Origin of the sequence: Pseudomonas sp. DG56-2 (assembly GCF_004803755.1) — a bacterium.
In the GTDB taxonomy this organism is placed as follows: Bacteria; Pseudomonadota; Gammaproteobacteria; order Pseudomonadales; family Pseudomonadaceae; genus Aquipseudomonas; species Aquipseudomonas auratipiscis.
In genome coordinates, this window is record NZ_CP032311.1 from 2,727,108 (window position 1) to 2,748,949 (window position 21,842).

19 protein-coding genes are annotated in these 21,842 nt (G+C 60.4%); 17 read left to right on the forward strand and 2 right to left on the reverse strand.

Annotated elements, in window-relative coordinates:
* Positions 1–52 precede the first annotated feature (52 nt).
* From D3Z90_RS12315 to D3Z90_RS12330, 4 genes are read left to right on the forward strand one after another with little or no spacing between them, the layout of a single operon-like run.
* Positions 53–1,375, forward strand: a complete 1,323-nt coding sequence (locus tag D3Z90_RS12315) for an MFS transporter (protein ID WP_136476056.1) — start codon at positions 53–55, stop codon at positions 1,373–1,375.
* On the forward strand, positions 1,372–2,031 hold the full coding sequence (locus D3Z90_RS12320; RefSeq protein ID WP_136476057.1) for a DsbA family oxidoreductase: 660 nt from the start codon (positions 1,372–1,374) through the stop codon (positions 2,029–2,031). The genes D3Z90_RS12315 and D3Z90_RS12320 overlap by 4 nt, the downstream gene beginning before the upstream one ends.
* Entirely contained in the window at positions 2,028–2,354 is a 327-nt protein-coding gene (locus tag D3Z90_RS12325) for a Rieske 2Fe-2S domain-containing protein (RefSeq protein ID WP_136476058.1), read from the forward strand. Before D3Z90_RS12320 ends, D3Z90_RS12325 begins: the two co-directional genes overlap by 4 nt.
* On the forward strand, positions 2,351–3,361 hold the full coding sequence (locus tag D3Z90_RS12330; protein WP_136476059.1) for a YeiH family protein: 1,011 nt from the start codon (positions 2,351–2,353) through the stop codon (positions 3,359–3,361). Before D3Z90_RS12325 ends, D3Z90_RS12330 begins: the two co-directional genes overlap by 4 nt.
* A 5-nt stretch (positions 3,362–3,366) precedes the next feature.
* Here the strand turns inward: D3Z90_RS12330 and D3Z90_RS12335 are convergent, their stop codons facing one another.
* Positions 3,367–4,374, reverse strand: coding sequence for an AraC family transcriptional regulator (locus D3Z90_RS12335; protein WP_136476060.1), 1,008 nt, complete (start codon positions 4,372–4,374; stop codon positions 3,367–3,369).
* Between the two features lie 276 nt (positions 4,375–4,650).
* Between D3Z90_RS12335 and D3Z90_RS12340 the strand changes: the two genes are divergently transcribed.
* The 9 genes from D3Z90_RS12340 (at position 4,651) to D3Z90_RS12380 (ending at position 16,688) form a co-directional block, all read left to right on the forward strand.
* Entirely contained in the window at positions 4,651–5,217 is a 567-nt protein-coding gene (locus D3Z90_RS12340; protein ID WP_136478937.1) for an alpha/beta hydrolase, read from the forward strand.
* An 83-nt stretch (positions 5,218–5,300) separates the two neighbouring features.
* The gene (locus D3Z90_RS12345; RefSeq protein ID WP_136476061.1) at positions 5,301–7,256 is read left to right on the forward strand and encodes a DUF1302 domain-containing protein; all 1,956 of its coding nucleotides are present in this window, start codon (positions 5,301–5,303) and stop codon (positions 7,254–7,256) included.
* 40 nt (positions 7,257–7,296) lie between these two features.
* Entirely contained in the window at positions 7,297–8,655 is a 1,359-nt protein-coding gene (locus D3Z90_RS12350; protein ID WP_136476062.1) for a DUF1329 domain-containing protein, read from the forward strand.
* A gap of 69 nt (positions 8,656–8,724) precedes the next feature.
* Complete coding sequence (locus tag D3Z90_RS12355) at positions 8,725–9,807, forward strand: YCF48-related protein (RefSeq protein WP_136476063.1); 1,083 nt, start codon at positions 8,725–8,727, stop codon at positions 9,805–9,807.
* Positions 9,808–9,822: 15 nt separating this feature from the next.
* Positions 9,823–12,297: an RND family transporter gene (locus D3Z90_RS12360; RefSeq protein WP_136476064.1), complete on the forward strand. Its 2,475-nt coding sequence runs from the start codon at positions 9,823–9,825 to the stop codon at positions 12,295–12,297.
* Positions 12,290–14,068 (forward strand): acyl-CoA dehydrogenase C-terminal domain-containing protein, encoded by a 1,779-nt coding sequence (locus D3Z90_RS12365; protein ID WP_136476065.1) that lies wholly within the window; start codon positions 12,290–12,292, stop codon positions 14,066–14,068. Before D3Z90_RS12360 ends, D3Z90_RS12365 begins: the two co-directional genes overlap by 8 nt.
* An 11-nt stretch (positions 14,069–14,079) precedes the next feature.
* On the forward strand, positions 14,080–15,729 hold the full coding sequence (locus tag D3Z90_RS12370; RefSeq protein ID WP_136476066.1) for a fatty acid--CoA ligase: 1,650 nt from the start codon (positions 14,080–14,082) through the stop codon (positions 15,727–15,729).
* A 102-nt stretch (positions 15,730–15,831) separates the two neighbouring features.
* Positions 15,832–16,266 (forward strand): YeeE/YedE family protein, encoded by a 435-nt coding sequence (locus D3Z90_RS12375; protein ID WP_136476067.1) that lies wholly within the window; start codon positions 15,832–15,834, stop codon positions 16,264–16,266.
* A 2-nt stretch (positions 16,267–16,268) separates the two neighbouring features.
* Positions 16,269–16,688, forward strand: a complete 420-nt coding sequence (locus tag D3Z90_RS12380) for a DUF6691 family protein (RefSeq protein ID WP_136476068.1) — start codon at positions 16,269–16,271, stop codon at positions 16,686–16,688.
* 2 nt (positions 16,689–16,690) lie between these two features.
* Here D3Z90_RS12380 and D3Z90_RS12385 read toward each other — a convergent pair whose 3' ends face one another.
* Positions 16,691–17,251: a type 1 glutamine amidotransferase domain-containing protein gene (locus D3Z90_RS12385; protein WP_136476069.1), complete on the reverse strand. Its 561-nt coding sequence runs from the start codon at positions 17,249–17,251 to the stop codon at positions 16,691–16,693.
* Positions 17,252–17,427: 176 nt separating this feature from the next.
* Between D3Z90_RS12385 and xth the strand changes: the two genes are divergently transcribed.
* The 4 genes from xth to D3Z90_RS12405 all read left to right on the forward strand — a co-directional run bounded on the left by xth (position 17,428) and on the right by D3Z90_RS12405 (position 21,826).
* Positions 17,428–18,222 carry an exodeoxyribonuclease III gene (xth, locus tag D3Z90_RS12390; RefSeq protein ID WP_136476070.1) on the forward strand — a complete coding sequence of 265 codons (795 nt, stop codon included), beginning with the start codon at positions 17,428–17,430 and terminating at the stop codon, positions 18,220–18,222.
* 113 nt (positions 18,223–18,335) lie between these two features.
* Positions 18,336–19,703, forward strand: coding sequence for an iron-containing redox enzyme family protein (locus tag D3Z90_RS12395; RefSeq protein WP_136476071.1), 1,368 nt, complete (start codon positions 18,336–18,338; stop codon positions 19,701–19,703).
* Between the two features lie 18 nt (positions 19,704–19,721).
* Positions 19,722–20,702 carry a class I SAM-dependent methyltransferase gene (locus D3Z90_RS12400; RefSeq protein WP_136476072.1) on the forward strand — a complete coding sequence of 327 codons (981 nt, stop codon included), beginning with the start codon at positions 19,722–19,724 and terminating at the stop codon, positions 20,700–20,702.
* Positions 20,702–21,826: a carboxylate-amine ligase gene (locus tag D3Z90_RS12405; protein WP_136476073.1), complete on the forward strand. Its 1,125-nt coding sequence runs from the start codon at positions 20,702–20,704 to the stop codon at positions 21,824–21,826. The genes D3Z90_RS12400 and D3Z90_RS12405 overlap by 1 nt, the downstream gene beginning before the upstream one ends.
* Positions 21,827–21,842 lie beyond the last annotated feature (16 nt).

Below are 21,842 nucleotides of genomic sequence, written 5' to 3' on the forward strand. Positions count from 1 at the left end.
TAGTCAGGCTTCCATAACAACAAGACTTAGCCCAGACAACAGAGGAGCCAGCATGGCCGCCTATATCGCCAGCACCACAGATGATGGTGCCGACACTTCACGTGGCATTCCACGGCGCTATGCCTGGATTGTCTTTGCCTTGACCTTTGGCCTGCTGATTTCCGACTACATGTCGCGCCAAGTGCTCAACGCCGTATTTCCGCTGCTCAAGGGCGAATGGGCCCTGAGCGATAGCCAGCTCGGATTGCTCAGTGGCATCGTCGCCCTGATGGTCGGGCTGCTGACTTTCCCGTTGTCATTGATGGCCGACCGCTTCGGGCGGGTGAAAAGCCTGGTGTTGATGGCCGTGCTATGGAGCCTGGCGACCCTGGGGTGCGCCCTGGCAGAAAACTACCAGCAAATGTTCATCGCTCGTTTTCTGGTCGGTGTCGGTGAAGCCGCCTATGGCAGCGTCGGTATCGCTGTTGTCGTCGCGGTATTTCCCCGTGATATGCGCGCAACTCTGGCCGGCGCCTTCATGGCCGGCGGCATGTTCGGCTCGGTGCTGGGCATGGCACTGGGTGGGGTGATGGCCCAGCATTTCGGCTGGCGGTGGGCGTTCGCCGGCATGGCGCTATTTGGCCTGTTGCTGGCGTTGCTGTATCCGTTGATTGTCAAAGAAGCAAAAATTGCCCCGAAACGCGCCAATGCCACGCCATGCAAGATCGCTCGGCCATTGCACACTCTCTACGGTAGTCGTTCGGTGATTGCAGCCTACGTTGCCAGCGGCCTGCAACTGTTCGTCGGTGGTACGGTTATCGTGTGGATGCCCAGCTATCTGAACCGCTATTACGAAATGGGCACGGATAAAGCCGGTGTAGTGGCGGCCATCATCGTCCTCTGCAGCGGTATCGGCATGATCCTCTGCGCCATGCTGTGTGACCGCCTGGGCCGGCAGCGTCCGGATCGCAAGATCAGCCTGGCAATCGGCTACTGCCTGGGCAGTTGCTTGTTGTTGTCGCTGGCGTTTGCCTTGCCTTCGGGCACCGCGCAACTGGTGCTGATCTGCCTGGGCATGATGATTGCGGCAGGCACCAACGGGCCATCCAGTGCCATGGTTGCCAACCTTACGCATTACTCGGTTCACGGTACAGCCTTTGCCACCTTGACCCTGGCCAACAACCTGCTGGGGCTGGCCACCGGGCCTCTGATTACCGGGCGGGTTTCCGACGTGATCGGCTTGCACGCTGCCTTCCAGCTCGTGCCTCTGATCAGCATCGGTGCTGCTGCGGTGTTCTTTATTGCCAAGCGTCACTATCACAGCGACATGGCCCGTCTGGAGGGGCTGCAACAGACAGCGCCTGACGCGGCGCAGATTCAGGAGGTAAAACCGTGAAGCAAGCGTTGTCCATTGAAGTATTTATCGACTTTATTTGTCCCTGGTGCCTGATTGGTCAACGTAACCTGCAGGTTGCGCTTGAACAATTGCGCCTGGAACAGCCAGACGTTGATGTCACCTTGCACTGGCGAGGCGTGCAATTGCTGCCTGACATGGCCAGGACCGGTCAACCGTTCGAGGCGTTTTACCGCAAGCGCCTGGGAAGCGATGAGGCTGTGCGTCAGCGTCAGGCGCAGGTGCGTGCGGCGGCCGAGGCCGTCGGCGTCAATATTGATTTTTCCCGTATTTGCCGCATGCCCAACACGGGTGATGCACACCGCTTGTTGCAGCGCGCCGTAGCGCTGGGGCAACCGCAACGTGCCGAGCAACTTCTGGCGCAGCTGTTCGCAGCCTATTTCCAGCATGGCAAGGACCTGGGTGATCCGATTACTTTGCTCAAGATTGCACGCAGCTGTGACCTGGAACCGGGTCAGGTTGCTGACTGCTTGCGCGGGGACGCCAGTCCGTTCATGAGTAGCAACCACCGTGCCAGTGCTGGTGTTCCATTTTTTCGTTTCAACCAGCTGTTGGAAGTGAGTGGTGCGCAACCTGCCGAAGTCTTGTTTGACGTCATGCTTGAAGCACTGGCAGTGGATCAGGTGGCGCTGGCATGAGCTACCGATATCCTGTGCCATCGGCCAAGGTACCCGCGCGGGGTGGCCGAGCGTTGCTGACGTTCGAAGACAAAAGCCTGGCGCTGTTCAACGTCGCTGACCATTTTTATGCCATCGATGACAGTTGCCCACACCAAGGCGCTTCGCTCTGTGGTGGACGCCTGGACGGACGGGTCATTCAGTGTTGCGCCCATGGCCTGCGCTTCGATCTGGCCAGCGGCTACCTGCTCAACTCCACGCAACTCAAAGTCGCCAGCTACCCGGTGGAGTGCGAAGGCGAACAGCTGTTCATCGTTGTCGACACCGAGGAGGCCGGCCAATGACCGCTGTCGCAATTGCCGCCGTTAACCATCGCGTGCGCGAGCTTGCACCGGGTTTTGTTGTGAGCCTGATCGCCGCTGCCGCCGCCAGCTTTCTCAGTGAACACTATGGCGCGCCCGTCATGCTGTTTGCCCTGTTGCTGGGTATGGCGTTGAATTTTCTCTCTGCCGATGGACGTTGCAAGGCAGGGATTGAATTTACCGCGCGCACCGTGTTGCGCGTCGGGGTGGCGTTGCTGGGCATGCGCATTACGCTCGAGCAGATTGCCAGCCTTGGCTGGAAGCCGGTGGCATTGGTGGTGATCATTGTGGGGGTGACTATCGGTGTGTCGATGCTGGTGGCCAAGGCAATGGGCTTCAATCGCTTGTTCGGCATGCTTACCGGTGGCGCTACGGCGATTTGTGGTGCGTCGGCCGCACTGGCTCTGGCTGCTGCCTTGCCTGCGCACAAACAGAAAGAACACGCGACGCTGTTCACCGTGATCGGTGTGTCGGCGCTGTCGACCCTGGCGATGATTGTCTACCCGATGATTGCAGGCTGGCTGCAGTTGTCGCCGTCTCAGGCTGGAGTGTTTCTCGGTGCCACCATCCATGACGTGGCGCAGGTGGTCGGCGCGGGCTATAGCATGTCCACCGAAACCGGCGACATTGCCACTGTGGTCAAGCTGATGCGGGTTGCGATGCTGCTGCCGGTCATTGTCGTGGCGGCAATGATCACCCGCCGCGCAGGTGACGCCGACACCGGCAAGCGGCCGCCGCTGTTGCCATGGTTTGCCGTAGGTTTTGTCTTGCTGGCCTGCGTTAACAGCACCGGCTGGATTTCTACCGCAGTACAGGGCGGGGTCAACGAACTGTCACGCTGGTGCCTGGTGATCGCAATCAGCGCCCTGGGCATGAAGACCCAGCTCAAGGAGCTTGCCTCTGTGGGTATCAAGCCCATCGCATTGATGGTGGGTGAAACGGTATTCCTCGTGCTTCTGGTACTCGCACTGATGCACTGGGGCCTGTAACGGGCTCAGCGCTGCTGCACGCCATGTTGTGAACGCCAAGAAGCCGGTGGCATGCCGAACTGGGCAATGAACCAGCGGGTAAATGAGCTGGGCATCGAATAGCCAAGCATGTCGGCGATCCGCCCCAATGAATAATTGGGGTTTTCCAGGTACCGGATCACCAGGTCGCGGCGCACGCCGTTGATCAAGTCGCTGAAGGTCACGCCACATTCCTCAAGGCGCCTTTGCAGGGTGCGCACATTCATACCCTGGGTCTGGGCAACCTGCTCGATGGTTGCCCGTCCCATTGGCAGCAGCAAGTAGATGGTCTTGCGCATCTCCAGCTCCAACGACAGCTTGCCGCCAGCCAACGTATCCAGGTAACGCTGGGCCAGGCGGGCCATCGCTTCGTTGGCCAACGGATTGGCAGTGTCCAGGTCGGCCGCCGGGCAAACGATGCCGTTGAACTCGCTGCCAAACAGCAGCTTGCAACCAAAAATCCTGCGGTGAATGGCCAGGTCGGCGGGCGCTGCGTGGGTGAAGTTGGCGCTGATCGGGCGCCAGTGCGCGCCGAGCAGCGCCGCACATAGGCGCAGCATTACACCAATGGCAAGCTCCGTGGCCTGACGACCGCGATGGGGCAAATCACTGACCACTTCCTCACGGATGATCACGGTTTTTCCCGCTTCTTCGATGTGGATGGCCAAAGCGTCATTGAGCAGATGTCGATACTGCACAATCACCTGCAAGGCATCGCGCAGGGTGCGTTGGTGACTGAGCAACAGGCTGATCTCGCCAAAGTCCGACAGTTGCCGAAGTTCGGCCATACGCAGACCAAAGGTTTCACAGCCGCTGACCCGGGCAGACTCTTCCAGCAAGGTGATCACGCTGGTGACTGCCAAGCGCTGGTTGGGGTCATCGAGCAAGGCGGCACTCAGGCCAACCTGGGCCAACAGCGCATGGGGGTTGAGCCCCAAGTGACGGGACACTTCAAGGTAGTTGGTAAGGCTTGCGGCACGAACAAGGGCTGTCATTTTATTGTTTTCCACGCATTGTCATCAGACGACCCGCTTCTGCGGCGGATTACCTTTTATAGCCTGTGTGTCGCCAATTGAGAAGTCGTTTACCACCAAGGCTAAAGCCTTGAAACCCCGGCAGGCCGGCGCTTCGGTCGCCTGGGCAAAACCCTGTCATCAAATGAAAAGTCACTGACGCTCAATGTAAAGCGCCCGGGAGGAGGGGTGATTACTGTGACACTCGAACCGTTCGGGGATATCTGCGAGCGGACTGTCATGAGCATAGGTGTCGACGTGGAAAAACTGCATACCGCCGCTACTGTCCTGATCGTTCCCGGCTTGCGTGATCATGTTGCCGAACATTGGCAGACGTTGCTGCAAAACCGCCTGGCCAACGTTCGCTCGGTGCCACCGTTGCAGGTAAATGGCCTTGACTGCCAGGCGCGGGTCGAGGCGATCCAGCGCGAACTCGAACAGATCGATGGCGACGTTGTGCTGGTAGCCCACAGCGCCGGTGTGCTCATGGTGGCGCACTGGGCCGCACGCTATCAGCGACCGATCAAGGGCGCGCTGTTGGCTGCACCACCCGACCTTGAGGCGCAGTGGCCTGCGGCTTACCCAAGCCCGGACAGCCTGCGTGCCAATGGCTGGGCGCCGCTGCCGATCACCGAGTTGCCGTTCCCAAGCATCGTTGCTGCCAGCAGCAACGACCACCTGGCCAGCCTTGAGGCAGTAAGCGCAATGGCCCGCGGTTGGGGCAGCGAACTGGTCGAACTGGGCGCCGTCGGTCATCTCAACCCCGCGGCAGGATTCGGCCACTGGCCGCAGGCCGAAACTTTCATTCAGACGCTGGACCGCTGAGCCCGCTGTACCGCAGGGACGCTTGACCAACGCTCGCAAACGACGAGCGGTAAAAAACAATAACAATAACCGGAGTCATCGTAATGCCGAACCATCGCACTCACTGTGCTGTGTACCCACAGCGCTGCCTGCTGGCCTGCGCCATCAGTCTGCTCGCTTTGCCTGGCGCCCAGGCCTTTGAACTCGACACCGGCAGCGAAGACTGGGCCGTGCGTCTGGATAACACCGTCAAGTACAACTACGGCGTACGCACAGAAAGTGCCGATAAACGTATGTTGGCAACCCCCAACAACAACGACGGCGACTACAACTTCCGCAAGGCCGGCACCAACATCACCAACCGTGTTGACCTGCTCACCGAGCTCGACGTGATCTACCAGGGCAACATGGGCTTTCGGGTCAGCGCCGCCAGTTGGTATGACAAGGCTTACGACAACACCGGCTCCAACTCCAACCCGTTTGTCAACGGCAATGGCGACACCTCCGGCATCAACCCAAGCCTCAATGGCCTGCCCGGCACCGGCACGCCCTTGGGCAGCCCGCATCTGAGCAACTACGCCCAGCGCTACTACAGTGGCCCGTCGGGTGAAGTGCTGGATGCTTTCGTGTTCATGCGCACCGAAATCGGCGAAAGCTCGGAGCTGAGCGGCAAACTGGGCCAGCACAACCTGTTCTGGGGTGAAACCCTGCTCAACCCGGTGCACTCGCTGAGCTACGGCCAGTCGGGCCTGGACCTGGCGAAACTGGCCGCGTCGCCCGGAACCGAAGCCAAAGAACTGTTCGTGCCACGTAACCAGCTCTCGGGCTCCTTCCTGGTAAACCCGGAACTGACTATCGGCGCCCAGTATTTCCTCGATTGGGATGCTGCCAGGCTGCCGGAAGCCGGCACCTATTACGGCGGCTCGGACCTGGTGGGTGAGGGCGCCCAGAGCTTCCTGCTCGGCCACACCGGCACTCCAGGCCTGATTCCTGTCCAAGGAGCGTTGACCAGCATTCGACGTGGTCACGACCTGACCCCGGACAAGCGCGGTGATTGGGGTGTCATGGCCAAGTGGTCTCCGGAGTGGTTGGGCGGCACCCTGGGCTTCTACTACCGCAAGACCTCGGAAATTCTGCCACAGGCCTGGTTGGACGCCCGTGGCCTGACCGTATCCCGTGGCCCATTCGGTACGCCACCGGCAAGCCTGCAGGGCGCCGTCGGCAACCTCTACAACTCGCTGCAAACCCCGACCTACCAGTTCGCCTACGCCGACAACATCGACGTCTATGGCCTGAGCTTGTCCAAGGACGTAGGCGGCATCAGTGTCGGTAGCGACCTGAACATCCGCCACAACATGCCGCTGGCCAGCATTCCGGCAATCGTCAGCGCACCCGGACAGGGTGGCCTGGGGGGCGGTTTCGGTTTGTTGCCACCACGTTCGCCAAGCAGCGGTGTGGTCTATGACGTGCCCAGCGACGGCGATGGCTTGAGCGCTACCGGCCAGACGCTGCACTGGACCCTCAACGGTCTGATGAGCATCGGTGACACACCATTTTTCGACAGCGCCAGCCTGTTGGGCGAACTGTTCTACAGCAATCTGCTCAAGCTCGATGGCCACAACGAAGCCTTGTACAAGGGCAAGAGCAGCTACCGCGGTATCGACAAACCCACCCGCGACAACTGGGGCATTGCTGTCAACTTCACCCCGACCTGGTACCAGGTCATGCCGGGTGTCGACATGAGCATGCCGTTGTCGATCAACGTCGGTATCGACGGCGTATCGCCGGTACAAGGTGGCGGCGCCGAGGACACCGGCAACTACGCAGTCGGCGTGGGTGCTGCGATCTACAACCAGTATTTCGTCGACCTCAAGTACGTCGACAGCTTCGGCAAGTCCCAGTCGTGCAAAAACGGCCAGACCGATGGCACGACACCCAATGCCCTGGACGGTGAGCAGGATTACACCTGCTACGGCGGTGGTTACGCCTCTTTCTCTGGCGGCGGTGCAACCACCGAGGACCGTGGTGCGCTTTACCTCACCGTCAAAACCACCTTTTAAGTTACCTCTTGCTCCAGACATCACGCAGGAAAACATCATCATGAACTACGTGCATACGCTTTTAGCCACGTGCCTGTCACTGGCCGCCATCAACTCGGCACAGGCAGCTGTCTCCACCGAACAAGCTGCGCAACTGGGCACCAGCCTGACCCACATCGGCGCACAAACCGCCGCCAACGCCGACGGTTCGATCCCTGCTTACAAAGGCGGCCTGGTCACGCCACCGGCCAGCTACAAGAGCGGCGACAGCATGCGTCCGGACCCGTTCGCCGGTGAAAAGCCGCTGCTGGTCATCGACGGCAAGAACGCCGATCAATTCAAAGGCCAGTTGACCGCGACCACCCAGGAACTGCTCAAGCGCTTCCCGACCTTCCGTGTCGATGTGTATCCGACCCACCGTACCGTGGCGCTGCCGCAGCCGGTGCTGGACAACACCGTCAAGAACGCCGTGGGCGCACAAAGCAAGGAGGGTGGCACCGCAGTCGAGAACGTGCTGCCTGGCATTCCATTCCCGATCCCGCAGAGCGGCGCCGAGGCCATGTGGAACTTCCTCCTGCGCTATCAGGGCGTGAGCATGGCGGCCAAGTATGACTCGTGGAACGTGGACTCCGCTGGTGTGCCAACCCTGTCGACCACAGGCCAGGCGAACATCAGCTACCCGATCTACGAGGACATGAACAAGCCAATCGGCTCCAAAGACACCTACTACCAGATGAAGCTGATGTACACCGCACCTGCTCGCCGTGCCGGTGAAGCGATGATGCTGCGTGACGCCGCCAACCCGCTGGTGCAGCCACGCAGCGCCTGGGTGTACCTGCCAGGTCAACGACGGGTCAAGCTGGCGCCGAACCTTGCCTATGACACGCCGAACCCAGGCACCTCGGGTTCTGGCACCTATGACGATGTATTCGTCTTCAACGGCGCCCTGGACCGCTACGACTGGACCCTGGTCGGCAAGCAGGAAATGTATGTGCCGTACAACACCTACCAACTGACCTACAACACCGACATCAAGAGCCTGACCACGCCTAACCACCTCGCACCGCAGTTCGTGCGCTGGGAAAAACACCGCGTGTGGGTGGTCGAGGGCAAGCTCAAGGATGGCGCTCGCCACATCTATCACAAACGCCGTTTCTACCTGGACGAGGACAGCTGGATCGCTCTGGCCTCCGACCAGTATGACGCCCGTGGTCAGCTATACCGTGGCTCGTTTGCCTTCCTCAGCCAGAGTTACGACAAACAGACCCCGGATGCAACGCCGTTCATGATCTATGACCTGATTGGCGGCACCTACAACCTCAACGGTGTGGTGGGTGCCTATGGCGGCATTCGCTACATCGAGCCGCTGACCCGTACCCAGTGGTCGCCCGAGTCCCTGGCCGGTGCTGGTATTCGTTAAGCCGGCATGAATGACCGGGCGCCATAGATCGGCGCCCGGTCCCTGGTTGAGCTATCCGGAGGATCGGGTATGTATTGTTTCAAGCGATGGACGACGCTGACCCTGGCGCTGCTCGCCCTGCAAGGCACTGCGCAGGCAGCACCCTATGTCGATGTGCTGGACTTGCCGGCCATGCCTAGCGCATTGGCGATGAAAAGCGCCTTGCGCGACGTCACTTCGGCGGGCGCCCGGCAAATCGCCGTGGGCCCACGTGGGCACATCCTCTACTCCGATGACCGCGGCATCCACTGGCAACAGGCACAGGTGCCGGTCAGTGCCGATCTCAATGCGGTGAGTTTTCCAACGCCGGAGCTTGGCTGGGCGGTGGGCAATGACGGCGTGATCCTGCACAGCCGTGATGGCGGCAAAAGCTGGGAGAAGCAGCTCGACGGCCGCATGCTTGGCGAACAAGTGCTGACCTGGTACCGCAGTCAGGCACAGGCAGCTCCGGATGATCAGCGCTGGGCCGCGCTGGTGGCAGAGGGCGAGCGCCTGCAAGCCGAAGGCGCCGACAAGCCGTTTCTGGATGTGCTGTTCACCGATGCCAGCCACGGCTATGCCGTAGGTGTCTTCAACTTGCTGCTGTACACCGCCGATGGCGGCCAGCATTGGACACCGTGGCTTGAGCGCAGCGACAACCCCCAGGCCCTGCACCTGACCAGCCTGGCACGGGTCGACAACACCTTGTACATCACCGGTGAACAAGGCCTGTTGCTCAAGCTCAGTGCCGACGGTCAGCAGTTCACTCGGGTAAACACGCCCTATAGCGGCACCTTTTTCGGCGCAATCGGTAAACCGGGTGTGCTGCTGGTGTATGGGCTGCGCGGGCATGTGTACCGCAGTGTCGATGGTGGCCAGCAATGGCAACAAGTCAGCACCGCCTTGACCACCAGTATTACTGCCGCAAGTCAGGACAACCGTGGCCAGCTATGGCTGTTGAGCCAGGCCGGAGACCTGCTAATGAGCAAGGACGACGGCGCCAGTTTTGTCGCGGTCAAGCAAACCTCGCGCACGCCGGTCAGTGCGGCGACATTCGACGCCGGTACCGACCTGGTGCTGGTAGGGGACCGTGGTGTGCGTACGCAGTCCTTCGACCAACCGCTGCAGCCATAATAAGAGAACAACCTGATGGCCAATATCCAACAAGACACCTTGCCGGTGGTCCGTAACCTTGGCGACTTCGATGCCCGCTCCGGCAATATGCTCGAACGTCTGGTGTTCAATCATCGTCTGCCGTTTATGGTGTGCATGCTGCTGGCTACCCTGGTGCTGGGGTACATGGCCGTGACGCGCCTGGAATTGCGCCCAAGTTTCGAAAAGATGATTCCCCAGAGTCATCCGTACATTCAGAACTACCTGGAAAATCGCCAGTCACTGCGCGGTCTGGGCAACTCGCTGCGCGTGGTGGTGGAAAACACCCAGGGCGACATCTTTGACCCGGCGTATCTGCAGACCCTGCGCCATATCAACGATGAACTGTTCCTCAGCCAGGGCGTGGACCGCGCCTGGATGAAGTCACTGTGGAGCCCGGCGGTGCGCTGGACCGAAGTGACTGAAGAAGGCTTCCAGGGCGGCCCGGTGATGCCCGACGGCTACCAGGGCTCGCAAGCCGACATCGAACAGCTGCGACAGAACATCGAACGCGCAAACATCGTCGGCAGCCTGGTTGCCCGCGACTTCAAGTCGAGCATGTTGATCGTGCCGCTGCTCGACCAGGACTCGGCCACCGGCCGTGGCGTCGACTACCATGCGTTCTCGCAGAAACTTGAGCAATTGCGCAGCCAGTACGAGGCGCAAGGCACCTACAAGATCCATGTGATCGGCTTCGCCAAGCTTATGGGCGACCTCATCGACGGTTTGATCCAGGTGATGTTGTTCTTTGCCCTGGCGGTGGTGACCACCCTGGTGATCATCTACCTCTATACCCGGTGTGTGCGCAGTACCTTGCTGGTAGTGCTGTGTTCATTGACCGCGGTGGTCTGGCAACTGGGCATTGTTGCCTGGCTGGGGTATGCCATCGACCCTTACTCGATTCTGGTGCCGTTCCTGATTTTCGCCATTGGCGTGTCGCATGCCGCGCAGAAAATGAACGGCATCATGCAGGACATTGGCCGCGGTACCCACCGCCAGGTTGCCGCACGCTATACCTTCCGCCGCCTGTTTGTTGCCGGTGTTACCGCACTGCTGGCCGATGCGGTGGGCTTTGCCGTGCTGATGCTGATTGACATTCCGGTCATTCAAGACCTGGCGATCACTGCCAGTATCGGTGTGGCGGTATTGATCTTTACCTCGCTGCTGCTGATGCCGGTGGCACTGTCGTACATCGGCGTGGGGCGCAAGGCCGCCGAGCGCGCCCTGCGTATCGATTCGCGGGCTGCAGAGCATCGTGGCTTCGGCAAGCTCTGGGACCTGCTAGATCGCTTTACCACCCGCAAATGGGCGACGGCCGCCTTGTTGGTCGCCGGCGTATTGGGAGCAGGGGGCTTTGCCCTGAGCCTGCAGCTGAAAATCGGCGACCTCGACAGCGGTGCGCCCGAGCTGCACGCCGACTCACGCTACAACCGTGACAACGCCTACATCACCGATCATTACGCGCTTTCCAGCGATACGTTCGCAGTGATGATCAAGACCGCCCCGGAAGGCTGCCTGCGGTACCAGACGCTGGTACTCGCCGATCGTCTGGCCTGGGAGCTGCAACAGCACGCCGGGGTACAGACCACCTTGTCGTTGACCAACGCGGTACGCCAGATAACGGCCGGCACCTATGAAGGCAACCCCAAGCTCAACAGCATTCAGCGCAACCAGGACGTGCTCAACTACGCCGCCCAACAGGCCTCGGTCAATGCCCCCGAACTGTTCAACAACGACTGCTCGCTGATGCCGGTGATTGCCTACCTGACGGATCACAAAGCCGACACTCTGGATGAAGTGGTGGCCGTTGCCGAGCGCTTTGCCCAGGCCAACAGCAGTGACGATCGCCAATTCCTCCTGGCTGCCGGCAGTGCCGGGATCGAAGCGGCAACCAACATTGTCGTGCGCGATGCCAACCGCACCATGCTGCTGCTGGTGTACCTGGCGGTCACGCTGTTCTGCCTGATCACTTTCCGCAGTTGGCGGGCCACGTTGGTCGCCGTGCTGCCGCTGATTCTCACCTCGGTGCTGTGTGAGGCGCTGATGGTGATGATGGGGATTGGCGTGAAAGTCGCGACCTTGCCGGTAATTGCCCTGGGCGTGGGCATTGGCGTGGACTACGCGCTGTACCTGCTCAGCGTGCAACTGCACTACCAGCGCAAGGGCCTGCCGTTGTCCGAGGCGTATCAAAATGCCGTGGCCTTCACCGGTCGAGTGGTCGGCCTGGTCGGCATCACTTTGGCTGCCGGCGTGGTCGCCTGGGCTTGGTCACCGATCAAGTTCCAGGCCGACATGGGCATCCTGCTGACCTTCATGTTCCTCTGGAACATGCTCGGCGCGCTGATCCTGATTCCGGCGCTGTCGTATTTCCTTCTGCCTGGCAACAAGGCCCAGGCACCCGCTTCCAGCACCGTCGCTGCCGACGGGCTGCAACAAACAACCAAAGAAGTCGAGTGCTCGCATCATGTCTGATTACCTTCCACCGCTGCGCGACATGGATTTTCTGTTCAACGAGGTGTTCGACCTCCCGGCCGTATGGTCACGGATACCAGCGCTGGCCGAGCATATTGATGTCGATACCGCCAAGGCCATCCTTGAACAGGCGGGCAAGGTCATTGCCCAGGTCATCGCGCCGCTCAATCGCAGTGGCGATGAACAGGGTTGCCGCTGGGAAGACGGTCGAGTCATCACCCCGGACGGTTTCGCCGAGGCTTATCGCGCCTACGCCGAAGATGGCTGGGTCGGCGTTGCAGGTGCGACGCAATACGGCGGCATGGGCATGCCCAAGGTTATAGGCGCCCAGGTCGAGGAAATGCTCAACGCTGCCAACCTGTCGTTCGGCTTGTACCCGATGCTCACCGCTGGCGCCTGCCTGTCGCTGCTCAATCACGCCAGCGACGCACTCAAGGCCCAGTATCTACCCGCCATGTACGAAGGGCGCTGGACCGGTTCGATGTGCCTGACCGAACCGCATGCCGGTACCGACCTTGGTTTGATTCGTACCCGCGCCGAACCTCAGGCCGACGGCAGCTACCGGATCAGCGGCACCAAGATCTTCATTACGGGGGGGGAGCAGGACCTCAGCGAGAACATCATTCACCTGGTACTGGCGAAGTTGCCGGATGCACCTGCAGGGGCCAGGGGCATTTCGCTGTTCCTGGTGCCCAAGGTGATGGTCAACGACGACGGTTCGCTGGGGGATGCCAACGCCCTGGGGTGTGGCTCGATCGAGCACAAGATGGGCATCAAGGCATCGGCCACCTGCGTAATGAACTTCGACGGTGCCACTGGCTATCTGGTGGGCGACCTGAACAAAGGCTTGAATGCCATGTTCACCATGATGAACTACGAACGTCTGGGCGTAGGCATTCAGGGCCTGGCCCTGGGTGAGCGCTCTTATCAGAACGCCATCGAATATGCCCGCGAGCGGTTACAGAGCCGCGCCCCGACCGGGCCTGTGGCCAGCGAACAAGCTGCCGACCCGATCATCGTCCACCCTGACGTACGCCGCATGCTGTTGACCATGAAAGCCTTGAACGAAGGCGGGCGGGCGTTTTCCACCTATGTGGCCCTGCAACTGGACCTGGCCAAGTACAGCGAAGACGAGCAAGAACGCAATCGCGCGCAGGCCCAGGTGGCGCTGCTGACCCCGGTGGCCAAAGCCTTCCTTACCGACATGGGGCTGGAAACCACGGTACATGGTCAGCAAGTGTTCGGCGGCCATGGCTACATTCGCGAATGGGGCCAGGAGCAATTGATCCGCGATTGCCGGATTACCCAGATCTACGAAGGCACCAACGGTATCCAGGCCATGGACCTGGTGGGGCGCAAGCTGGTTGCCGATGGTGGCAAGGCCTACAGCCAGTTGTCTGCGCAAATGAAAGCATTCGCCCAGCGTCTGGACCCATCGCGGAGCGAGTTCAGTGAGCCGCTGCTGGCGGCCATCGACAATCTGGATGAATTGACCGCGTGGCTGCTCGACCGTGCCCAGGGCAACCCCCGCGAAATCGGCGCGGCGGCAGTGGAGTATCTGCATGTGTTCGGCTACACGCTGTATGCCTACATGTGGGCGCAAATGGCCGATGTGGCTCAGGCACGCGATGAGCAGGGTACGTTCTACACCAGTAAATTGGGAACGGCGCGCTTCTACTTCGCACGCCTGCTGCCGCGCATCCAGTCGCTCAGCGCCACCGTCAAGGCCGGCAGCGCCAGCCTGTACCTGCTCGACGCCGAACAACTGTGAAGGATCCCGCAATGATCGAAACTCGCGTGATTGCCCCGGCGCCCGGGGCCTATAGCTATCCGCTGCTGATCAAGCGCCTGCTGCTTTCCGGTGTGCGCTACCAGCCTGGCCAGGAAATCGTCTACGCCGATAAGCTGCGTTACAACTACATCACCTTGCAGGAGCGCATCCAGCGGCTGGCCAACATGCTGGTCGCGGCAGGGGTGAAAGCGGGTGATACTGTGGCCTTGCTCGATTGGGACAGTCATCGTGCGCTCGAATGCTTCTTCGCCGTGCCAATGCTGGGCGCAGTACTGCACACGGTGAACGTGCGCCTGTCGGCTGAACAGATCCGCTACACCATGAACCACGCCGAAGATAAGCTGGTGCTGGTTCACGATGACTTCCTGCCATTGATGGAGCAACTGCAGGACGAACTGGAGACAGTCGAAGGTTTCATTCGCTTGGGCGATGCACAACCCTGCACCAGCGCACTTCCGGTACTGGGCGAGTACGAAGCGCTGCTGGCTGCGGCGGCTACGGCGTACGAATTCCCGGACTTTGACGAGAATTCGCTGGCAACCCTGTTCTACACCACCGGCACCACGGGCAACCCCAAGGGCGTCTACTTCACCCACCGCCAATTGGTGCTGCACACCCTTAATGAACTGGGGACGTTGGCGGCCTGTGGTGCCGAGCCGTTGCTGCGTTCCGGCGATGTGTACATGCCCATCACGCCGATGTTCCATGTACACGCCTGGGGCGTGCCTTATGTGGCTACCGCCCTGGGTATCAAGCAGGTGTACCCTGGGCGCTACGAACCCAACCAGCTTGTGCGCCTGTTCCGCGAAGAGCAGGTGACCTTTTCGCACTGCGTCCCGACCCTGCTGCAGATGATGCTCGACAGCGAGGAGGGCCGTAATACCGACCTTACCGGCTGGAAAATGCTACTCGGCGGCAGCGCCTTGACCCAAGGCCTGGCAACACGGGCGAGCAACCGCGGCATTCGTGTGCACTGTGGCTACGGCATGTCCGAAACTTGCCCGCTGCTGAGCCTGACCAACCTTACCCCGCAAGACCTGGCGCTGCCCATGGACCAGCAGATACCCCTGCGCATCAACGCTGGCGTGCCCATTCCACTGGTGGACTTGCGTATCGTCGATGAGCAAGGCAATCAGGTCGCACACGACGGTGAAAGCCTCGGCGAGATCGTGGTACGCGCGCCCTGGCTGACCCAGGGCTACCTGAAAGAACCTGAGCAAGGCGCAGCATTGTGGGCTGATGGCTGGATGCACACCGGTGACATGGCCTGCATCAATGCACGCGGCGTGGTGCAGATTCGCGACCGGATCAAGGACGTGATCAAAACCGGCGGTGAGTGGATAAGCTCGGTAGCGCTGGAAAGCCTGATCAGCCAACACCCTGGCGTCGACTCAGTGGCAGTTGTTGGCATTGCCGATGCGCAATGGGGGGAACAGCCCCTGGCACTGGTGGTTTGTGTGGCAGGTATGCATCTGGATCAACAATCGCTGGCACAGCACCTGCAACAGTTCGTCGACAGCGGCAGCCTGAACAAATGGGCCGTGCCACGGCAGGTGCGATTTGTCGATGAAATTCCGAAAACCAGTGTCGGCAAGATCAACAAGAAGCTGATTCGCGAGCTGCATGCCTGCCAGGCGTAGGTTTGGGTCGCGAGGCAAGCCAGCACCTACCGGAAGGTAGGCGCTGGCGCAATCTGGTAAAGTCTGCGCCGAACCCTACAGCAGACCTTGCCAGGAGCGCACATGACAATCGATTGGGCCCATTTCACACCGTGGTCGGCGTTGCTCGGCGGCGCCCTGATTGGTCTGGGCGTGAGTATGTTCGCCCTGCTGAACGGCCGTGTCGCAGGCATCAGTGGCCTGCTGGGTAGCCTGTTGCAAAAGCATGATGAGGGCAGACGCGAGAAGGGGTTGTTCGTTCTCGGGATTTTAGTAGCGCCCTTGCTCTGGTGGGTGTTTGCCGGGCGACCGCTTGCCGAGTTCGAGGCCGGACCATTGACCTTGATTGTTGCAGGTTTGCTGGTAGGCCTGGGCGCCCGCTATGGCTCGGGATGCACCAGCGGCCATGGCGTGTGTGGCCTGGCCCGGCTATCGCCGCGTTCGCTGGTGGCCACCCTGTCGTTCATGGCCAGCGGCATCGGCGTGGTCTTCATTGCCCGTCACCTGATGGGGGGCTGAGCATGAGGGCAATAGTCGCTTTGCTGGCAGGTCTGGTATTCGGTCTTGGCCTTTTGCTGGCCGGCATGGCCAATCCGGCCAAAGTCCTTGGTTTTCTCGATCTGGCCGGGCTTTGGGACCCATCACTGGCGCTGGTCATGGTCGCTGCAATCGCGGTTGCGTTCGTACCGCTGCAATGGAGTCGCAAACAGTCGCGCTCACTGCTGGGTTCCCCCATGCGTATGCCCGCAGCCCGCGATGTGGACTCCAGGCTGATTCTCGGCAGCCTGGTATTTGGTGCGGGCTGGGGCTTAGCCGGTATCTGCCCTGGCCCTGGCCTGGTGCTGTTATTGACCGGCTACTGGCAAAGTATTCTCTTCGTTGCCGCCATGTTGCTGGGCATGGCCTTGTTCAGCGCTATCGAGCGCTGGCGTGGCCGCTGAGATCACGCCGCCTGTAAAGCCTGGGCAATTGCCTTGTTGAACGCCGGCAGATCGTCTGGATTGCGCGATGTGATCAAGCGCCAGCCTTTGGCGGTGCACTCCTTGACTTCGGCGTCCACCCATTCGGCCTTGGCGTTGACCAGGTCGGTACGAACGCTGGGGTAAGAGGTCAATGTCTTGCCGGCGATCACCTTGGCATCGATCAGCGCCCAGGGACCATGGCAAATTGCGGCTATAGTTTTACCGCAGAGGCTGAATGCCTGGATTAGCCGCGCTGCATCGGCATCTTGACGCAGGGTGTCGGCGTTGACCGTACCGCCTGGGATGATCAGGACATCGAAGTCGTCGCCGTTGAGGTCTGCAAGCCTGGCGTTGGATTCGACCGTACGGTCCTTGTCGGTGTCATGCAAGAAGGTCTGCACGGTGCCGCCTTTGATCGACCCATGGGTAATGCCCGCGCCTTGCTCGCGCAGGGCTTGCAGGGGACTGAGTAGTTCATCACGTTCGATGCCCGTGTTGGCGGTGATGATCAGGACGCGTTTGCCGTTAAGTGGTGTGCTCATGGTTTCTCCGCAATCAGTGGCCCACCATCCGATGGCCGGACGTGAGGGTGATTTTTCAAGAAGGTGCCTTGTTGGCGCGACACCGACTCCGCCCACTGTTGAGCCTGGCGCCAAGCAAAAGGTTTAGATTTTTTTCCAGGCTCCGGGCTTTGCAACTGCTGCAGGACCGCCATCCGATGAAAACCTTGAAGATCGCTACCTTCAACGTCAATGGCATTCGCGCCCGGCTGCCGAACCTGCTGGCCTGGCTCGAACGTGAACGCCCTGATATCGCTTGTTTGCAGGAACTCAAGGCAGTAGACCGGTACTTCCCCAAGGCCGACCTCGAGGCAATCGGTTATGCCAGCCTGTTCATGGGCCAGGCTTCCTGGAATGGCGTGGCCATCCTCGTTCGCGATGCCGAGCCGCTGGAAGTACGGCGCGGCTTACCCGGCACCGAAGGCGATCCGCAAAGCCGCTATCTGGCGGCAGCAGCGCACGGGGTACTGGTCGGCTGCTTGTATCTACCCAACGGCAATCCGCAACCGGGCCCGAAATTCGATTACAAACTGGCCTGGTTCGAACGATTGATCGAGCATGCTGCTACCTTGCAAGGCAGCGATCATCCTGTGGTACTGGCCGGCGATTACAACGTAGTGCCGACCGACTTCGACATCTACAACACCCGTTCATGGCTCAAGGATGCCTTGCTGCAACCGCAGAGCCGCGAATGCTACCAGCGCCTGTTGCAGCAGGGCTGGACCGATGCGCTGCGCCATCTTTACCCCAACGACAGGATCTACACTTTCTGGGACTACTTCCGCCAGCATTGGCAGAAGAACGCAGGCTTGCGCATTGATCACTTGCTGCTCAATCCAACGCTCAAACCTTGCCTGAAAAACGCCGGCGTAGATGCCTGGGTGCGTAATGAGGCACATGCCAGCGACCATGCACCGACCTGGATAGAACTGGACACGCGCAAACTCAAATAGATCGCAATACGCTGCAGACTACCGTTCGTCCGCTGCCCGGCACCTTGGCCTGCTTATAGCTTTCCACATGGCTATGGGGCGTGGTGATGCGCCTTTTGCCTGCGGAGAACTCCATGACCTTGCTGAAACCCATGAGCGGCGATCTTGCCGAATTACACCGTCATGGTTCACTGCGTGAGCTGTATCAGCACCTGCTGTCCAGCGAGAAAGAGGAGGCCGCGCAAGCGGCGGCCACGTTTTTGCAGCAACAACTGGCCGCAGTCGAAGACGTGGCCACCGGGCTACCGCCAGATGCGCAACAACTGGCCCATTGGGTCGAGCAAAACTGTGTGGCGGTGGCGGCCGAATACGCCGACTATCTGGAGCAGCGCAAGCAAGGGGCCGTGCGCAGATATTTTCACAACAAGGCGCACGCGCTGCACACATTGCGCAGCGTGGCGCCAACCAAACTGGTCGATGGTGCCTGGTTGTACGGTGTGCTGGAGCACTGGCGCGACTATCGCTATAACGGCTTGATAACCACGTACCTTGAAGAGCTCGGTGATGGACAGGGTGCCCAGAACCATGTCGCCATCTACCGACGCCTGTTGGCCGAACATGATTGCGAGAGCGACCAGGGGCTTGCCGACGAACACTTTCACCAAGGCGCGATCCAGTTGGCGCTAGGCTGTTGCGCCAGTGACTTCATGCCCGAAGTGCTGGGCTATAACCTTGGTTACGAGCAATTGCCATTGCATTTGCTGGTCTGCGCCTACGAACTCATTGAACTGGGCATCGACCCTTATTATTTCAGCCTTCACGTCACCATCGACAACGCCAGCACCGGGCATGCCCGCCGGGCAGTAGTGGCCGTACGCGAATTGATGCCGGTGGGCATGGACCCGCAGTTGTACTGGAAGCGTGTCGCACGGGGTTACGCGCTCAATGATCTGGGCACAAGCACCACTGCGGTCATCCAAGCTTTCGATCTGGAGCAGGAGTTGTTGGCGATGCTCGAACGCAAGCGTCCGTTTGGCCAGCACATGCACTCCGACTACGCCAGTTTCGAGGGCAAGACCGTCAACCAATGGCTCAGTGAATCTGGGCAAATGCCCGACTTCCTACGCGCCCTCCAAGGCAAGGGCTGGATCCAGCGTCATCAGGACCCGGCAAACAGCCGTTTCTGGCAGTTGATCGACGGGGCTGGAGCGGTGATGTTTGGCGTGTTCAGCGGCTTCGAAAAGCAGCTGATACACGATTGGATTGCTGGCGACTGGCAGGATGGTCGTCGTCGTTGTGCGCGACGACGTATTTCCAACGTGGCCGCTCAAGAGTTACCCGAGGATGCGGAAACCGAAGCGCTCAGTGCATCGCTCAAAGGCCAGCCCGCTGATGCACAGATTGCGCTGTTGATGCCTTGGCTCGGCCCACAGCGTCACAGCCGTCCTGCCGGCTTGTTCGCTACGCGCCGCTTTATCGAGCTACGTACCCGTTTGCGCTGACCCGCCAAGGATGCCGCCATGGTTGATTTCGTCAAATGTCCAGAACGCCCGCTATACCCACATCAGCCTTTGGCCGACCGTGCTTTGCTTGGACTGGGTCGACGCTTGCAGGCTGATGGCTACCGCTTCATCACCCCAACACCCTTGACCCACCAACGCGTCAACAATCGCCCCAACAACCCTCGCAACGAAGACCTGCGCGGTGTTTTTGGCTGGTCGAGGCCATTTGAAGCCAACCTGTTCAAGGCAAACGACCTGGCCATGCTGGAGGAGGCCGGTATTGTTCAGAGGTGCGCCGGGCTGTATCGCAGCACCGTCCGTTGGTCCAGCCTTGGACCCTTGTTGCTGGCGCATTCGGCGTTTCCCACGACTGAGGCCGACGCGGTATTTTTCGGGCCTGACAGCTATCGCTTCGCCAGTTTGATCGAAGCACACCTGCTACAGCATTTCACACCCGTTCACCGGGCGGTGGACATTGGCTGCGGTGCCGGCGCGGGCGCCCTGGTGCTGGCGCGGGCGCGCCAGGACGCTGAGGTACTGGCGTTGGATATCAATCCGCGGGCCCTGCGCCTGTGCGCAGTCAATGCCGAACTGGCCGGGGCCACTAACGTCAGCATCTACCACAGCGATGTGCTCAACAGTGTCGAAGGATGCTTCGATCTGATTCTGGCTAACCCGCCTTACATGAACGACGTGCAACAACGGGCTTACCGGCATGGCGGCGGTGCCCTGGGTGAACACTTGTCGTTACGCATCCTCGAGGAGTCACTACCGCGACTGCAAGTTCATGGCACGTTGCTGTTGTACACCGGCGTGGCGATGGTGGCAGGCAGCGACCCGTTCCTGGCTGCTACACAGCGCCTGCTGACCGACGCCAATTTCGCCTGGACTTACCGCGAACTCGACCCCGATGTCTTCGGAGAAGAGTTGGAAAAGCCCGGCTACGAGCAGGTCGAGCGGATTGCGGTAGTAGCCCTGACCGTGTCGCGGTTGCGCTGATGAGCGCCAAGGGTGTTGTTCAACGCTTTGGAATCGAGGAGGAATACTTCATCACCGACCTCAAGACCCGACGCATGCTGGCAGCACCGGATGAACCTGTGCTTGCAGCTTGCCGGGAAGCTTTGGAGGGCGGTTTTGCCTACGAAATGTTCCAGGGCCAAGTCGAGCTGGCTTCGCCGGTGTTCACCCAAACCGATCAAGCCGCCGAATACATGAGCAAGGCGCGCGCGCGGCTCGATCAAGCATTGGCCGAGCATGGCCTGGGGTTCATCTGCGCCGGCGCCCATCCGCTTGCCGACTGGCGTGAACAACAGCAAACACCGCAAAGCCACTTTCGTGAACTGTTTGCCGAGTTTGCCCTGGTTGCACGGCGCAGCGTGTTGTCTGGTCTGCATGTTCACGCCGAAATCCCCGCAGGGGTCGACCGTATCGCGGTAATGAACGAAGTACTGCCCTGGACGCCGCTGTTGCTGGCCCTGAGCACGTCTTCACCGTTCTGGGACGGCGTGAACAGCGGCTACATGAGCTATCGCCAGGCGCTCTGCGATGAATGGCCACGCATGGGCATCCCAGAACATCTGGCCAATGAAACGGCATTCGCTCAGTACCTCGACACACTCCGGCAAGCGGGCGCCATCGCCGCCAAGGCCAATGTGTGGTGGGCGATCAGACCTTCTTTGAGCTTTCCCACCCTGGAACTGCGCATGACCGATGCTTGTCCACGGTTGGCTGACGCGCTACTGCTGGCAGGGCTGTTTCGGGTAATGGTCCACCACGCCTGTTGTCAGGCGCAACCGGGTAGTGGCTACACCGCGCCGATAGGTTGGTTACTCAAAGAAAATCGTGCCCAGGCTCGCCGCTGGGGACGCCATGGACGCTATGTGCTCGCACCTGCCAGCGATGCGCTGACACTCGAGCAGTGGCTGGATCAGGCCAGCGATACCTTCGATTCGAGCGCTCAAGCGTTGGGCGAGGAGGGGTTGTTCGACCAAGCCCGACGGCTGTTGCGCGCAGGGACCAGCGCCGAGCGGCAACTGCGTTGCTTTGATGTTGCTGCCCACACCCCGTCGCCGTTAATGGCAGTGGCCGAGCAATTACTTGAGGAAAGTCGCCAAGCCCTTTGATGCCAGCGATCGCCCT

Coding starts and splice junctions, on each gene's coding strand:
- D3Z90_RS12315 (WP_136476056.1), top strand. CDS start 53: ATGGCCGCCTATATCGCCAGCACCACAGATGATGGTGCCGACACTTCA.
- D3Z90_RS12325 (WP_136476058.1), top strand. CDS start 2,028: ATGAGCTACCGATATCCTGTGCCATCGGCCAAGGTACCCGCGCGGGGT.
- D3Z90_RS12330 (WP_136476059.1), top strand. CDS start 2,351: ATGACCGCTGTCGCAATTGCCGCCGTTAACCATCGCGTGCGCGAGCTT.
- D3Z90_RS12335 (WP_136476060.1), bottom strand. CDS start 4,374: ATGACAGCCCTTGTTCGTGCCGCAAGCCTTACCAACTACCTTGAAGTG.
- D3Z90_RS12345 (WP_136476061.1), top strand. CDS start 5,301: ATGCCGAACCATCGCACTCACTGTGCTGTGTACCCACAGCGCTGCCTG.
- D3Z90_RS12350 (WP_136476062.1), top strand. CDS start 7,297: ATGAACTACGTGCATACGCTTTTAGCCACGTGCCTGTCACTGGCCGCC.
- D3Z90_RS12355 (WP_136476063.1), top strand. CDS start 8,725: ATGTATTGTTTCAAGCGATGGACGACGCTGACCCTGGCGCTGCTCGCC.
- D3Z90_RS12360 (WP_136476064.1), top strand. CDS start 9,823: ATGGCCAATATCCAACAAGACACCTTGCCGGTGGTCCGTAACCTTGGC.
- D3Z90_RS12365 (WP_136476065.1), top strand. CDS start 12,290: ATGTCTGATTACCTTCCACCGCTGCGCGACATGGATTTTCTGTTCAAC.
- D3Z90_RS12370 (WP_136476066.1), top strand. CDS start 14,080: ATGATCGAAACTCGCGTGATTGCCCCGGCGCCCGGGGCCTATAGCTAT.
- D3Z90_RS12375 (WP_136476067.1), top strand. CDS start 15,832: ATGACAATCGATTGGGCCCATTTCACACCGTGGTCGGCGTTGCTCGGC.
- D3Z90_RS12380 (WP_136476068.1), top strand. CDS start 16,269: ATGAGGGCAATAGTCGCTTTGCTGGCAGGTCTGGTATTCGGTCTTGGC.
- D3Z90_RS12385 (WP_136476069.1), bottom strand. CDS start 17,251: ATGAGCACACCACTTAACGGCAAACGCGTCCTGATCATCACCGCCAAC.
- xth (WP_136476070.1), top strand. CDS start 17,428: ATGAAAACCTTGAAGATCGCTACCTTCAACGTCAATGGCATTCGCGCC.
- D3Z90_RS12395 (WP_136476071.1), top strand. CDS start 18,336: ATGACCTTGCTGAAACCCATGAGCGGCGATCTTGCCGAATTACACCGT.
- D3Z90_RS12400 (WP_136476072.1), top strand. CDS start 19,722: ATGGTTGATTTCGTCAAATGTCCAGAACGCCCGCTATACCCACATCAG.
- D3Z90_RS12405 (WP_136476073.1), top strand. CDS start 20,702: ATGAGCGCCAAGGGTGTTGTTCAACGCTTTGGAATCGAGGAGGAATAC.